This window comes from Nocardia sp. NPDC101769, assembly GCF_044766925.1.
In the GTDB taxonomy this organism is placed as follows: domain Bacteria; phylum Actinomycetota; class Actinomycetes; order Mycobacteriales; family Mycobacteriaceae; genus Nocardia.
This window is the reverse complement of the sequence record NZ_JBIWMX010000017.1, coordinates 110,954-124,447: the sequence shown is the minus strand read 5'-3', so window position 1 is coordinate 124,447 and position 13,494 is coordinate 110,954. Positions and strand designations below refer to the sequence as shown.

Sequence of the window (13,494 nt, the reverse complement as noted above, 5' to 3'; positions counted from 1 at the left end):
CACGACCAACGGTATTGGGGTATTGATACCGCTCAGCAATTGCTCGGAGCGGGTTCGCCGCGCAGCCGCGCGTCGATCCACTCCAGCACGGCGGGCAGTTCCAGCACCGCCGCCGACAGATGCTCGGGGGACGGATTCAGATCCATCTCCAGCCGCACCCCGGCCGCGCAATAGCGATGATCGGTATTCACGACGGAGTCCACCGGGATCAGCGGATCACTCGGCGAATGCCATTCGAAGATGGGCGTATTCGGCACCCCGTCGTACAGTTCCAGGCTGTTCTCCCGCAGCACCGACATCACCGCCGGATCGTCGATCAGCGAGGTGCTGGCCGCGAATTCGCCCGCACTGTGCCCGGCGCCGATCGCCATGATTTCATTGGCGCAGCCATTCGCCATGGCATTGCGCGCGGCCAGCCCGGCCGCGTTCATCTGGGTGCTGATCGGCAACCGGTCCGGATACTCCCGCTCCAATCCGATGGCGGCCGCCATCGCCAGCCCGAACACCGGATGCGGTTGCAGGCCCAGGGCGTTCACCATCTTCACCAGATTCATCGGCACGCCACCCGTGGCCGCGCCCGCGATCTCCAACTCCGGCGCATAGCGGGGCGCGAGCGCCGCCGCCCACGCGGTCGCCATGCCGCCGCCGGAATATCCGGCCATCGCCACCCGGCTGTTCGCCACCGCCAATTCCGGCAGCCGCTTCGCCGCGCGAATACCGTCCAGGGTGATCATCCCGCCCAATCTGGCTGCACCGTAGGCGGAATTCGGGCCCAGATGATCCGGCAGCGCCACCGACCAGCCGCGCCGGAGCGCCACATTCAGCGCGACGGCCTCGCGCACCTGCAGATTCGGGTCGTCGGTGTACAGCACCCGCGACACCGCGCATTCCGAGCCCAGGCTGTTGATGATGTGCTGATACGACAGCAGCGGCCCGTCCGGCTGATGCTCGCGCGGGGTGAGCACCGTGGTGACCGCCGCGATCGGACCGCCCTCGGAATTCGTGGAACGGAATTTCACCATTGTGACCGTGGTCTCGGGAAACATCGGCAGCGGCGGCATGGGCCGCTCCGCAAGCACGTCGCCCGGGTTGTGGTCGGCGATATCGGCGGGTTGCGCGTAGAACGGATCCGGATCGGGCGCGGGGTAGATCGGATCCGCGTGCACCGCGGGCGTCATGCCCGCGAGCGCGAGACCCGCCGCCAGGATTCCGAAACCACGCAGCAATAACTTGGTATACACCAGTTCCTCCACGAATTTCGCAGTGAGAATCGCATGATTACCCCACAACGAGTGTGATTCGGGAGTTCATCAGAGGAAACAGCGACACGCCAGCAAACATTCTGGCGGTCGCTCAGGATCCACGCAAGCTCAACCCAGATGGGTCATGCCCGCCGCCACCACCTGCGCCACATTCAGAATTTCGTCGGCCGTCGGCAGCGGCACCCCGTCCAGGGCGTGCAACCGATCCGTGCTCGCGATGGCCAGCATCGCCGACACCCACGCCGCCGCACACGCCCGCAATGTCCCCGGCTGCACCGGGGCCGGCGCGCTCGCCGCCAGCACCCGCGCCGTGGCGTCCAGCAGCTGATCCCGCATGCGGCGCAATTGTTTCCGCACATCCGGGTGGGTATCGGCCTCGCGCCACATGATCACCCGCAGCACCGAGGAATTGTTCTCGCGCAGATTCAGCGCGGCATCCATATTGACCAGGCTCTTGGCCGGATCACCCGGCACCACCACCGACTCGATATCGTCCAGCGGCTGCGAGGGGACCCGCTCGGCCATGAGCGCCGACAGAATCGCGCCCTTGGTCGGGAAGTAGTAGAAGATCAGGCCCTTGGGCACCCCGGCCTCCTCGGCGATGGACGCCGTGGGAGTCGCGTCGAATCCATTGGCCGCGAAAAGCCGTTCGGCGGCATCCAGGATGAGCTGGCGAGCGTCACCATCGACCTTTTTGCTGCGACGACGCCCCACCCGGCGGGGCGCAGGTCCCACATTGCGCAGCAGTTCAGACTCTGCTGTGCGCGACGAATCCGATTCCGCCTTGCGTGATGTGGGCACTGCTCGACTTCCTCCTCACGCTTCGACGCGGAGGCGGCCGCCACCGGTCGGCGGACGTAGACGACAAGCATAACGCGCGGACGCGCCGACCTCGCTGCGTCTCCCGCGGTCACGAGGACTGTGCACCCGTGATCACGGAGGGCCGAGGCCGGCACGCCGCGAATCGGTCAGTGATGCGCCGCTGCGCCGAAGCGGCCCGACACCTCGGGCATCTCCGCCAGCGCGACCACGACCGTCAACACACCCACGATCCACGCGACCCAGGAAGCGCCGCTGTAGGAGTGGAAGTTCATCACCCACGGGGAGATGAACATCAGGACGCCCAGCACGCCGAGCGCGTAGCCGACCGTGCCGGTCGCCATTTCCGCGATCTGCGCCAGGCCCGCGAGTGCGACCAGCACGCCGAGCACCACAAGGGTCCACAGTGCACGGTTGCTGTGCGCCACCCAGATCGGGGACAGCGCGGCGATTGCGCCGAGCACGACCGTCATGGCCTGCTCCGCGCGACTCACGGTGAACATGGAATGCCTCCTTTTAAAGGCCAGGGAATATGCTCTGATCCCGTTGTATTCCTGATTGACCGCCCGATCAATAAATGCCTGGACACGATTGGGCCGCATCTCGGGTGTGACGGTCGACACGTCGGCGCGTGACCTCGGGAACAGCTATGGTTGGCGCATGTCGCACTCGGTAGAACACGTTCTAATTGTCGGCGCGGGCCTCGCGGGACTGCGTACGGCCGAAGAGCTGCGACGTGCGGGTTACACCGGCGAACTCACCCTGCTGGGCGACGAGAACCGCGCGCCCTACGACCGGCCGCCGCTCTCCAAACAGTACGTGCGCGGCGAAACCGACGACACCGTCCTGCGGCCCGCGGAATTCTTCACCGAGCAGCACATCCGGCTCCGGCTGGGAGTCGCCGCCACCGGCGTCGACACCGCCGCCCGGCGGGTCCGGCTCTCCGACGGCAGTGAAGCCGGATACGACGCCCTCGTGATCGCCACGGGTTTGCGGCCGCGGCGAATCCCGGGTCTGCCCGAGGTCTCGGGCGTCCACATGCTCCGCTCACACGCCGACGCCCACGCCCTGCGCGAACACCTCGGCAGCGCACGCAAGGCCGTCATCGTCGGCGCGGGCTTCATCGGCTGCGAACTGGCCGCCAGCTTCCGGTCCCGCGGACTGGCGGTGACCATCGTCGAGCCCCAGCCCACTCCCCTGTTCGCCGCGCTCGGCGAACAGGTCGGCGCGCTGGTGGCACGGCTCCACGAAACCGAGGGCGTCGAACTGCGGTGCGGGATCGGCGTGGAATCGCTTGTCACCGAGGACAACTCGGTGCTTGCCGCCGAAGACGACACGGTCCGCGGCGTGCGGCTGACCGACGGCAGCGTGATCGAGGCCGACCTGGTGGTCATCGGCATCGGATCGGTGCCCGTCACCGGCTGGCTCGACGACTCCGGAATCCCGCTGGCCGCGCCCGCCGAGGGCGGCGGCGTCCTCACCGACGACACCGGGCGCACCAGCGTCCCCGGCGTCTGGGCGCTCGGCGACGTGGCCGCCTGGCCGCATGCGAGCGGCCGCAACAAGCGCGTCGAACATTGGACCAACGCCGGTGAGCAGGCCCAGCTGCTGGCCGCCGCGCTCTTGGGCGCCGACCGGCCCACCGAGGTGCAGGTGCCCTACGTGTGGAGCGACCAGTACGACGTGAAGATCCAGGTGCTCGGCATCCCGGCGCTCGCCGACGAGGTGCAGATCGTCGAGGACAAGGGGCGCAAGTTCCTCGCCCACTACCTGCGCGGCGGCGAACTCGTCGCCGTCGCCGGCGCGAGCATGGCCGGGAAGGTCATGAAGGCCCGTGCCCAGCTCGCCGCGACCCTGCGCCCCTCGGCGACGGTCGGCTGACCCGCTCGGCCGCAGTCGGCTGAGCCACGCCCACGCGGTTTTTCGACCCGCAGTTCGCGACGGAGGCGGTTCCTTCACTACCGTGCAGGGTGTGATCGTCGCGCTCATCGACTCCGGACTGGGGTTGCTCCCCACGGCCGCCTGGTTGCGGAAGCTGCGGCCCGATCTCGACCTGCTGCTGCTCAACGACCCCGACGGTGCGCCGTGGGGACCCAAACCCGAGCAGTGGGTCATCGACCGGGTACTGGACACCGTGCGCCTCGCCCTGAGTGAGGGCGCGGAAGTCATTGTGCTGCCCTGCAATACCGCCAGCGTGCAGGCCCTCGAGCACGTCCGCACCATGGTCGGCCCCGGTGTGCCGGTCATCGGCACCGTGCCCGCCATCAAACCCGCCGCCGCGGCCTGCCGGAAGGTGGCGGTCTGGGCGACCGCGGCCACCACCGCCAGCGCCTACCAGGCCGACCTCATCGCCCGCTTCGGCGGCGACGCCGACATCACCGGCGTGGCCTGCCACGGTCTGGCCGACGCCATCGACCGCGGCGACCTCCCCGTCATCGCCGAGGCCATCGCCGACGCCGCCGCCCGCACCCCCGCCGACACCGAGGGCATCGTCCTCGGCTGCACCCACTACCCCCTCGTCCTCGACGACATCCTCACCACCCTCCCCCCGGGCGTCCGCGTCTTCGACAGCGCCGAAGCCGTCGCCGGCCAAACCCTGCGCCGCATGGACGCGCTGAGCCGCCCCACCGCGGGCACCGGCGCCGTCCGCGTCCTGGCCTCCGGCCGCGCCGCTCAGCTCCCCACCGCCGCAGCTACTTTCGAGTCCGGCCGCCTCCTCGGCGCGACAGCCTCGCAGGCGCAGGTCTGCTGACGGAAGTCAGAAACTGTTGGCCAGCAGTGCATATTGCGCGGCGACGCATTGCCTGGCTTCGGCCCGATCCTTGTCGTTGACGACCGCGAGATAGCGCCCGTAGGCGAGATAGCACTTGCCGGCCTGCACATCCGCGGACGGGACATCGGGTTTGGGGACCAGGCAGTGCACATCGGGCACGTGCGCGGGCGGGTCGGCGTCGACGTATTCGTCGTGACGTTTGGCCACGAGCGTATCCATCAGTGCGCGAGCCGATTTCGCGTCGCGCGCACGAATCAGGGTGTCGCGGTCCAGGTATGCGAGCAGATCGGCACCGGCGTCCCCATAGGTCCGGGACCAGAATCCGGCGTCCGCGCTACCCATCACGATCGCGTTCCGGCTCAGCACGGCAAAGCTCTCCACATTGGGGGCACGCTGGTCGCGATCGCGAGTCATGATCCGCGCCAGCATGCTTTCGGCATCGACCCGGAGATTCGGCAGGTCCCGTTCCGGCGTGAGCCGGAACCTGTCCAGGGCCGGGATCTGCACATCGAACACCTTGTGCAACCAGGCCAGCAGGTCGCTCTCGTCGGCACTCGGGCGATGCACGAAGACCCACAGCACGAAATCACCGTGCGCCAGAAAAGCCCCCGCCGTTGGCACGCCGGGTTGCCAATGAATATGCGCCGCACCGTAATCCGCGAGCAGCAGCCGGCGGTTCAGCGCCGGGGCCACATCGAAATCGGCGGCCTCCAGCTCGGTCGCGGCCCGGCTGGCGGTATCGGCATCCGGGAAGCGCAACAGGGCCGTGGTGATCACCGTTGCGGTCGGGCCGGTGGTGGCATCGGATTTCGGCCGAGGCTGGTCGGCGGCGGTCGCCGTGTAGCCCGCCAGCATGCGATCTCGTTCCAGCACGGGGCGCGTGGCATCGGCCAAGCCGCCCAGACGAACCGCATCATGGACATCGGCCAGCACATAGCCACCCCGGCCCGCGGTGAGCATGGGATCGAGCTGCGGCCCCGTGGCCATGGCCGCCGACATCCGCATGCCCTCGACCAGGCCGCAATAGGTGCCCGCGGGGCGGTCGTAGGTCACCCGATTCAGCGGGTACGTGCCGACATCCAATGCCCTGACATCGATTCGGGCCGGGGTCGGCGCGCCCCGCACACCCGCGCAACCGGCCAGCAGTGCGGCCACCACGAAACACACTGCTGCCCAGGATATTCGAGCTCGACCGGCCATTGGTCACCCCCGGATCCGCCAGGCCCGTCGTTCGAGGCTACTACTGGATCGCGTGGTGCACCGGGTGAACCGGAGCGCGGAAACGCGAACGGCGCCGCTCCTTTCGGAGCGACGCCGTTCGTCAGCGATTCAGAGAATCACCAGTGATTTCGGAAAATCACTTGATGATCTTGGTGACACGACCGGCACCGACGGTGCGGCCACCCTCACGGATCGCGAAACGCAGGCCCTCGTCCATGGCGACCGGCTGGATGAGCTTGACGGTCATCTCGGTGTTGTCGCCCGGCATGACCATCTCGGTGCCCTCGGGGAGGGTCACGACGCCGGTCACGTCGGTGGTACGGAAGTAGAACTGCGGGCGGTAGTTGTTGAAGAACGGGGTGTGGCGGCCACCCTCGTCCTTCGACAGGATGTACGCCTGGCCCTCGAACTCGGTGTGCGGGGTGGTGGTGCCCGGCTTCACGACGACCTGACCACGCTCGACGTCGTCACGCTTCAGACCACGAACCAGCAGACCGACGTTGTCGCCCGCCTGGCCCTGGTCCAGCAGCTTGCGGAACATCTCGACACCGGTGATGGTGGTCTTCTGCGACTTCTCGCGGATGCCGACGATCTCGACTTCCTCGTTCACGTTGATCACACCGCGCTCGATACGACCGGTGACGACGGTGCCACGACCGGTGATCGTGAAGACGTCCTCGATCGGCATCAGGAACGGCTTGTCGGTCTCACGGACCGGGTCCGGGATCGACTCGTCGACGGCGTTCATGAGCTCCAGCACGGACTGGGTCCACTTCGGGTCGCCCTCGAGCGCCTTCAGGCCGGAGACGCGCACGACGGGGGCATCCTCGTCGAACTCCTGCGAAGCCAGCAGCTCGCGGACCTCCATCTCGACGAGCTCGAGGATTTCCTCGTCGTCGACCATGTCGGACTTGTTCAGCGCGACCAGGATGTAGGGCACGCCGACCTGGCGGGCGAGCAGCACGTGCTCACGGGTCTGCGGCATCGGGCCGTCGGTGGCGGCCACGACCAGGATCGCGCCGTCCATCTGGGCGGCACCGGTGATCATGTTCTTGATGTAGTCGGCGTGACCGGGGGCGTCGACGTGCGCGTAGTGGCGCTTCTCGGTCTGGTACTCAACGTGGGAGATGTTGATCGTGATACCACGAGCCTTCTCCTCCGGCGCCTTGTCGATCTGGTCGAACGCGAACGCGGCGTTCACGTCCGGGTAGGTGTCAGCCAGCACCTTGGTGATCGCGGCAGTCAGCGTGGTCTTGCCGTGGTCGACGTGACCAATGGTGCCGATGTTGACGTGGGGCTTCGTCCGCTCGAACTTCGCCTTCGCCACTGTTGTCCTCCTGGACTAGTTAGTGCGTTGCTTTTGCAGCAGTGCGGTTTTTTCTTACAGGGGGTCGTTCAGACGACCGACGCGGGACGGATTCTCGCAAACCCGTCCCGCAGCGAATTACTCGCCGGTCGCCTTGGCGATGATCTCCTTCGACACGTTGGCCGGAACCTCCGCGTACGAATCGAACACCATCGAGAAGTTCGCTCGGCCCTGGGTCTTCGACCGCAGGTCACCGATGTAACCGAACATCTCCGAGAGCGGAACCAGCGCCTTGACGACACGGGCACCACTGCGTTCCTCCATGGCCTGGATCTGGCCACGGCGGGAGTTCAGGTCGCCGATCACTTCGCCCATGTAATCCTCGGGCGTGGTGACCTCGACAGCCATGAGCGGCTCGAGGATCACGGGACCGGCCTTGCGGGCCGCTTCCTTGAGGGCCATCGCGCCGGCGATCTTGAACGCCATTTCCGAGGAGTCGACCTCGTGGTAGGCGCCGTCGAGCAGCGAGACCTTCATGTTGACCAGCGGGAATCCGGCGAGAACACCGTACTGCATGGCATCCTGCGCACCGGCGTCGACCGACGGGATGTACTCACGCGGAACGCGGCCACCGGTGACCTTGTTCTCGAACTCGTACGTCGCGCCGTCTTCGCCAACGAAGGGCTCCAGGGCGATGATCACGCGAGCGAACTGACCCGAGCCGCCGGTCTGCTTCTTGTGGGTGTACTCGAGCTTCTCGACCTTCTTGGTGATGGTCTCGCGGTACGCCACCTGCGGCTTGCCGATGTTGGCCTCGACCTTGAACTCGCGCTTCATGCGGTCCACGTAGATGTCGAGCTGCAGCTCGCCCATACCGCCGATGACGGTCTGGCCGGTCTCCTGGTCCAGCTTCACATTGAAGGTGGGGTCCTCCTCCGCGAACTTCTGGATCGCGACGCCCAGCTTCTCCTGGTCGGCCTTGGTCTTCGGCTCGATGGCCACCTCGATGACCGGGTCCGGGAAGGTCATGGACTCGAGCACGATCTGGTTCTGCGGATCGCACAGGGTGTCACCCGTGGTGGTGTCCTTCAGGCCGATGACCGCGTAGATGTGGCCGGCGATACCCTCGGCAACCGGGTTCTCCTTGTTGGAGTGCATCTGGAACAGCTTGCCCAGACGCTCCTTCTTGCCCTTGGTCGCGTTGATGACCTGGGCGCCGGAGTCGACCTTGCCCGAGTACACCCGGACGTAGGTCAGCTTGCCGAAGAACGGGTGGGTGGCGATCTTGAACGCCAGCGCCGCGAACGGCTCGTCCGAGCTCGGCTTGCGGGTGAGGACCTCGTCCTCCTTGCCCGGCACGTGACCGTGCACGGACTCGACATCCAGCGGGGACGGCAGGTAGTCGATGACGGCGTCGAGCATGGGCTGCACGCCCTTGTTCTTGAACGCCGAACCGCAGAGCACCGGGTAGAGCTCCGAGTTCACGGTCATCTTGCGGATCGCGCCCTTGATCTCCTCGACCGAGAGCTCCTCGCCGCCGAAGAACTTCTCCAGCAGGGCCTCATCGGACTCGGCGACGGTCTCGAGCAGCTCCTGGCGGTACTGCTCGGCGCGGTCCTTCAGATCGGCCGGGATCTCGACGACCTCGTACTGCTCACCGAGCTTGGTCTCGCCCCGCCAGACCTTGGCGTTGTTCTCGACCAGGTCGACGATGCCCTCGAAGGTGTCCTCGGCGCCGATCGGCAGCTGGATGACCAGCGGCTTCGCACCCAGGCGGTCCTTGATGGTCTGGACGGTGAAGTAGAAGTCGGCGCCCAGCTTGTCCATCTTGTTGACGAAGCAGATGCGCGGGACGTCGTACTTGTCGGCCTGGCGCCACACCTGCTCGGACTGCGGCTCGACGCCTTCCTTGCCATCGAACACCGCGACGGCACCGTCGAGGACGCGCAGCGAGCGCTCGACCTCGACCGTGAAGTCCACGTGGCCGGGCGTGTCGATGATGTTGATCTGGTTGTCTTTCCAGAAACAGGTCGTCGCGGCCGACGTGATGGTGATGCCGCGCTCCTGCTCCTGCGCCATCCAGTCCATGGTGGCGGCGCCGTCGTGCACCTCACCGATCTTGTAGGTGATACCGGTGTAGAAGAGGATGCGTTCGGTAGTCGTCGTCTTACCAGCATCGATGTGGGCCATGATGCCGATGTTGCGGACCTTGTGCAGGTCGGTGAGCACGTCCTGTGCCACGGAAATCTTCCCCGCTCGTAGCTAGTTGGGATTCAACGGGATAGGCCTCGAGTTCTCCGAAGCCCTCGGTGTCAACGTCGGGCGCGACGCATAGGTGCCTCGCTTGAAACAGCTCAGCTGTCGCGCCCGACATGTGACTCGTCTCCCGGCACTTCCGAACGGAGGGCCGGGCCACAGGTCACCAGCGGTAGTGCGCGAAGGCCCGGTTGGACTCGGCCATCTTGTGGGTGTCCTCGCGACGCTTCACCGAAGCGCCCAGGCCGTTGCTGGCGTCCAGCAGCTCGTTGGCCAGACGCTCGATCATGGTCTTCTCGCGACGGGCGCGGGAGTAGTTGACCAGCCAGCGCAGCGCCAGGGTGTTGGCACGGCCGGGACGAACCTCGACCGGCACCTGGTAGGTGGCGCCACCGACGCGGCGGGGCTTGACCTCGAGGGCGGGCTTGACGTTGTCGAGCGCGCGCTTGAGGGTGACGACCGGGTCGGTGCCGGTCTTCTCACGAGCCTGCTCGAGGGCGCCGTAGACGATGCGCTCGGCGGTGGACTTCTTGCCGTCCAGCAGGATCTTGTTGACCAGCTGCGTCACCAGGGGCGAGCCGTAGACCGGGTCGTTGATCAGGGGACGCTTGGGAGCGGGACCCTTACGCGGCATTAGCTCTTCTCCTTCTTGGCGCCGTAGCGGCTGCGGGCCTGCTTGCGGTTCTTGACACCCTGGGTGTCGAGCGAGCCGCGGATGATCTTGTAGCGCACACCCGGGAGGTCCTTCACACGACCGCCGCGGACGAGCACCATCGAGTGCTCCTGCAGGTTGTGGCCCTCACCGGGGATGTACGCCGTGACCTCGACCGCGCTGGTCAGGCGAACACGCGCGACCTTACGCAGCGCGGAGTTCGGCTTCTTCGGGGTCGTGGTGTACACGCGGGTGCACACGCCACGACGCTGCGGGCTCCCCTTGAGGGCCGCAGTCTTGGTCTTGGCGACCTTGTCGCGGCGACCCTTGCGGACCAGCTGGTTGATGGTTGGCATAGACCGGCTTTCCTTTTAGTAACCAGGTGTCTGGAACTTCATGTCTTTGTCATTCGAGCTTTCCGCCCTGCTCTCGTAGCATTTCGCCACCACGAGGTCGGGCGTGTCGTGCACAGCTCAGAGGCCTTTTTCAAGGCATGCTGAAACGGTCAGCCGCTCTCGCTGGCCTACGTACTGCACATCAACTTGCCCGCATGCTCCGGGCACAGCGGTCCACGATACTCGTCGGCTCTTTCGGGGGCAAAAGAGGGTCCCCCCACCGGGGCTGGTAGAGCCCTTATCGGGCCAGGTTCAACGTCAACTCGACCAGCTTGCGCGCCGCATCGCAGGGGTCCGCGTGCTGAGATCCGCTGCGGTAGTTGACCCACCAGCCGACGATGCCGGTATCCGCGGCCGGCGCGCTCACGCCACAGGAGTCCGGATCGTTCGGGCGGCGGGTTTCGACCGAGCGGCGGCCCTGCACGGTGATGTCGTTGGTCACATACTTCAGGCGGTCGTTGTTCTGCTTCTCGTTGTTGAGCGAGCCCAGCTCGTACCAACTGAGGGTGACCATGCCGCTACCGGCGGTGCCGCCGGTGAGGTTCCACATGCAGACCGCGCCATTGAAGGACGGCTCCACATACATGTTGTCGCCCACCGATTTCGCGATGTCGTCCTGGGCGACCACCTGGCATTCGCGCAGCAGCTTGTCGAAATTGGTGTTGATGCGCGAGGTTCCGCCGGTGCCGGTCCCGGTGGTGCCGCCCGCGGGCAGCGCGCTGCCGGGGACGGTCTTGCCGCAGCCGCCCAGCGCGGCGGTCAGGGCCAGCACCGAGAGGGCGACCGCGCCGCGTACCCGCCTGGATCGAGCTGACATTCCGATCCCCCTCATCCGAGCCGCTGCACGGTCAGTTCGGCCATCTTGCGGGTGCGGTCGCACGGGTTGCCGAGGTTGCCGCTGCTGAATACCCCGTAGGAGATGGACCATTCGAAGAAGTCGTCGTCCAGCTGCACCGCGAGATCGCAGACGGCGTTGCTGGGGTCGAGGGCCTGGAAGCCCTTCTTCCCGCCCACGTCGATGGTGTCCGGGGTGCGGCCGACGCTGGCCACCCACGCCTTCTCGCGATCGATGGGACTGCCGCGGTAGGACGCGAAAGTGACGCTGGAGGAACTGATTCCGCCGGCCTGCCAGTTGCAGCCGGTCGAGTTCTTGAAGACGGTGGTGAGGGTGCCGAGCCCACCCAGGTCGCGTACCTCGTCGTCGGTGAGGTGGCCGCACTCACCGACGAACGGGCCCAGCGCCGCCACCTTCTGCGGCGGGCGGAACCCCGGTTCGTCGCCGGAATCGCTCTTCCCCCCGCACGCCGACAGCAGCAGCGCGAGGCTCAACCCCGTCACGATCGCAGTGCCCATTTTGCCCCTCCGCTTCGCTCCGGGGCGGGTTCGCGGCCCTGAGGTCTCGATTCTTCCCTCCTCTGCTCCTCCGCTTCGCTCCCCCGCTCCGTCAGTCCAGAATCGAGACGGCCGCGAACCATCTGAGTTCATGTTCTGGACGGTACCGGACTGCCAAGTGAAGTGGCGTTCAGAGGTTTCCGCGCGCTTCTTGTTCTCGCTCGATGGCCTGGAAGAGCGCCTTGAAGTTGCCCTTGCCGAAACCGAGGGAGCCGTGGCGTTCGATCAGCTCGAAGAAGACGGTGGGCCGGTCGGTGATGGGTTTGCAGAAGATCTGCAGCAGGTAGCCGTCCTCGTCGCGGTCGACCAGGATGCCGCGGCGCTGCAGTTCGGCGACCGGGACGCGGACGTGGCCGATGCGGGCGCGCAGTTCCGGGTCCTCGTAGTAGCTGTCGGGGGTGTCGAGGAATTCGATGCCTTCGCGGCGCAGCACGTCGACGGCGGCGAGGATGTCGCCGGTCGCCAGCGCGATGTGCTGGACGCCGGGGCCGCGGTAGAACTCGAGGTACTCGTCGATCTGGGAGCGTTTGCGGCTGGGAGCGGGCTCGTTGAGCGGGAACTTGACCCGGTGGTTGCCGTTGGCCACCACCTTGCTCATCAGGGCGGAGTACTCGGTGGCGATGTCGTCGCCGACGAATTCGGCCATGTTCTCGAAACCCATGACGCGCCGGTAGAACTCGACCCATTCGTCCATGCGCCCGAGTTCCACATTGCCGACCACGTGGTCGATGGCCTGGAAGATGCGCCGGGGTTGCCCGGCCCGCGGGGCGTAGGCGGAGCGGCGTGGGGTGTAGCCGGGCAGGTAGGGCCCGTAGTAGCGGGAGCGGTCGACCAGGGTGTGCCGGGTGTCGCCGTAAGTGGCGATGGCGGCGGTGCGGACGGTGCCGTAGTCGTCGGTCTCGTCGTGCGGTTCGACCAGTACGGTGGCGCCCTGGGCGCGAGCGCGGCGGATGCAGCGGTCCACATCCGGGACCTCGAGCGCGATGTCCACCACCCCGTCCCCGTGCAGATCGTGGTGTGCGACAAGCGGACTGGCCGGATCCACCGCACCCTTGACGACGAATCGGGCGCCGCCGCTGCGCAGTGCGAAGGCCTTGTGGTCACGATTGCCGGTTTCGGGACCCGAGTAGGCCTCCAACCGCATGCCGAAGGCGGACTGGAGGTAGTGCGCGGTCTGGGTGGCGTTGCCGACCACCCAGACGATGGCGTCCCAGCCCAGCACGGGGAACGGGTCGGCGGCGGCATCGTGGTCCACCAGGCCGACCAGGCGGCGGAGTTCGTCGTCGCCGGGCAGGTCGCCGGATCGGGCCCGAGCGACCCCGGAGCGGGCGTGAGCGCTGCCGTGGTGTCCTGCGTCGATGCTCATGTGCCCAGGAAAAGCCCAGCGGTCGCCACTAGGCAATATCGCTGAATTCCAC

Annotated in this window: 13 protein-coding genes; 2 read left to right on the top strand and 11 right to left on the bottom strand. The window is 66.8% G+C overall.

Annotated features, from left to right (window positions below; translation table 11 throughout):
• Window positions 1–32 precede the first annotated feature (32 nt).
• The 3 genes from ACIRRA_RS25615 to ACIRRA_RS25605 form a co-directional block, all read right to left on the bottom strand.
• Window positions 33–1,178, bottom strand: a complete 1,146-nt coding sequence (locus ACIRRA_RS25615) for a lipase family protein (protein ID WP_402772876.1) — start codon at window positions 1,176–1,178, stop codon at window positions 33–35.
• A 192-nt stretch (window positions 1,179–1,370) separates the two neighbouring features.
• Window positions 1,371–1,997, bottom strand: coding sequence for a TetR/AcrR family transcriptional regulator (locus tag ACIRRA_RS25610; RefSeq protein WP_402772874.1), 627 nt, complete (start codon window positions 1,995–1,997; stop codon window positions 1,371–1,373).
• Between the two features lie 233 nt (window positions 1,998–2,230).
• Window positions 2,231–2,584 (bottom strand): SPW repeat protein, encoded by a 354-nt coding sequence (locus tag ACIRRA_RS25605; protein WP_357007223.1) that lies wholly within the window; start codon window positions 2,582–2,584, stop codon window positions 2,231–2,233.
• Window positions 2,585–2,741: 157 nt separating this feature from the next.
• Here ACIRRA_RS25605 and ACIRRA_RS25600 point away from each other — a divergent pair, with 157 nt between their 5' ends.
• Both ACIRRA_RS25600 and ACIRRA_RS25595 read left to right on the top strand, forming a co-directional pair.
• Window positions 2,742–3,962, top strand: coding sequence for an NAD(P)/FAD-dependent oxidoreductase (locus tag ACIRRA_RS25600; protein ID WP_402772775.1), 1,221 nt, complete (start codon window positions 2,742–2,744; stop codon window positions 3,960–3,962).
• A gap of 91 nt (window positions 3,963–4,053) precedes the next feature.
• Entirely contained in the window at window positions 4,054–4,833 is a 780-nt protein-coding gene (locus ACIRRA_RS25595; RefSeq protein ID WP_402772772.1) for a glutamate racemase, read from the top strand.
• A 6-nt stretch (window positions 4,834–4,839) separates the two neighbouring features.
• Here the strand turns inward: ACIRRA_RS25595 and ACIRRA_RS25590 are convergent, their stop codons facing one another.
• The 8 genes from ACIRRA_RS25590 to hppD all read right to left on the bottom strand — a co-directional run bounded on the left by ACIRRA_RS25590 (window position 4,840) and on the right by hppD (window position 13,442).
• Window positions 4,840–6,021, bottom strand: coding sequence for a hypothetical protein (locus ACIRRA_RS25590; protein ID WP_402772769.1), 1,182 nt, complete (start codon window positions 6,019–6,021; stop codon window positions 4,840–4,842).
• Window positions 6,022–6,211: 190 nt separating this feature from the next.
• Window positions 6,212–7,402, bottom strand: coding sequence for an elongation factor Tu (tuf, locus tag ACIRRA_RS25585; protein WP_402772766.1), 1,191 nt, complete (start codon window positions 7,400–7,402; stop codon window positions 6,212–6,214).
• Window positions 7,403–7,519: 117 nt separating this feature from the next.
• Window positions 7,520–9,622, bottom strand: a complete 2,103-nt coding sequence (gene fusA / locus ACIRRA_RS25580) for an elongation factor G (RefSeq protein ID WP_402772763.1) — start codon at window positions 9,620–9,622, stop codon at window positions 7,520–7,522.
• A gap of 178 nt (window positions 9,623–9,800) precedes the next feature.
• The gene (rpsG, locus tag ACIRRA_RS25575; RefSeq protein ID WP_030517120.1) at window positions 9,801–10,271 is read right to left on the bottom strand and encodes a 30S ribosomal protein S7; all 471 of its coding nucleotides are present in this window, start codon (window positions 10,269–10,271) and stop codon (window positions 9,801–9,803) included.
• Window positions 10,271–10,645 (bottom strand): 30S ribosomal protein S12, encoded by a 375-nt coding sequence (gene rpsL / locus ACIRRA_RS25570; RefSeq protein ID WP_014353064.1) that lies wholly within the window; start codon window positions 10,643–10,645, stop codon window positions 10,271–10,273. The genes rpsG and rpsL overlap by 1 nt, the downstream gene beginning before the upstream one ends.
• A 277-nt stretch (window positions 10,646–10,922) precedes the next feature.
• Window positions 10,923–11,501, bottom strand: a complete 579-nt coding sequence (locus ACIRRA_RS25565) for a DUF3558 domain-containing protein (protein ID WP_402772758.1) — start codon at window positions 11,499–11,501, stop codon at window positions 10,923–10,925.
• An 11-nt stretch (window positions 11,502–11,512) separates the two neighbouring features.
• Entirely contained in the window at window positions 11,513–12,037 is a 525-nt protein-coding gene (locus tag ACIRRA_RS25560; RefSeq protein ID WP_402772755.1) for a DUF3558 domain-containing protein, read from the bottom strand.
• Between the two features lie 169 nt (window positions 12,038–12,206).
• Window positions 12,207–13,442, bottom strand: coding sequence for a 4-hydroxyphenylpyruvate dioxygenase (gene hppD / locus ACIRRA_RS25555; RefSeq protein WP_402772752.1), 1,236 nt, complete (start codon window positions 13,440–13,442; stop codon window positions 12,207–12,209).
• Window positions 13,443–13,494 lie beyond the last annotated feature (52 nt).

Coding starts and splice junctions, on each gene's coding strand:
- ACIRRA_RS25615 (WP_402772876.1), bottom strand. CDS start 1,178: ATGACGCCCGCGGTGCACGCGGATCCGATCTACCCCGCGCCCGATCCG.
- ACIRRA_RS25605 (WP_357007223.1), bottom strand. CDS start 2,584: ATGTTCACCGTGAGTCGCGCGGAGCAGGCCATGACGGTCGTGCTCGGC.
- ACIRRA_RS25600 (WP_402772775.1), top strand. CDS start 2,742: ATGTCGCACTCGGTAGAACACGTTCTAATTGTCGGCGCGGGCCTCGCG.
- rpsG (WP_030517120.1), bottom strand. CDS start 10,271: ATGCCGCGTAAGGGTCCCGCTCCCAAGCGTCCCCTGATCAACGACCCG.
- rpsL (WP_014353064.1), bottom strand. CDS start 10,645: ATGCCAACCATCAACCAGCTGGTCCGCAAGGGTCGCCGCGACAAGGTC.
- ACIRRA_RS25565 (WP_402772758.1), bottom strand. CDS start 11,501: ATGTCAGCTCGATCCAGGCGGGTACGCGGCGCGGTCGCCCTCTCGGTG.
- ACIRRA_RS25560 (WP_402772755.1), bottom strand. CDS start 12,037: ATGGGCACTGCGATCGTGACGGGGTTGAGCCTCGCGCTGCTGCTGTCG.
- hppD (WP_402772752.1), bottom strand. CDS start 13,442: ATGAGCATCGACGCAGGACACCACGGCAGCGCTCACGCCCGCTCCGGG.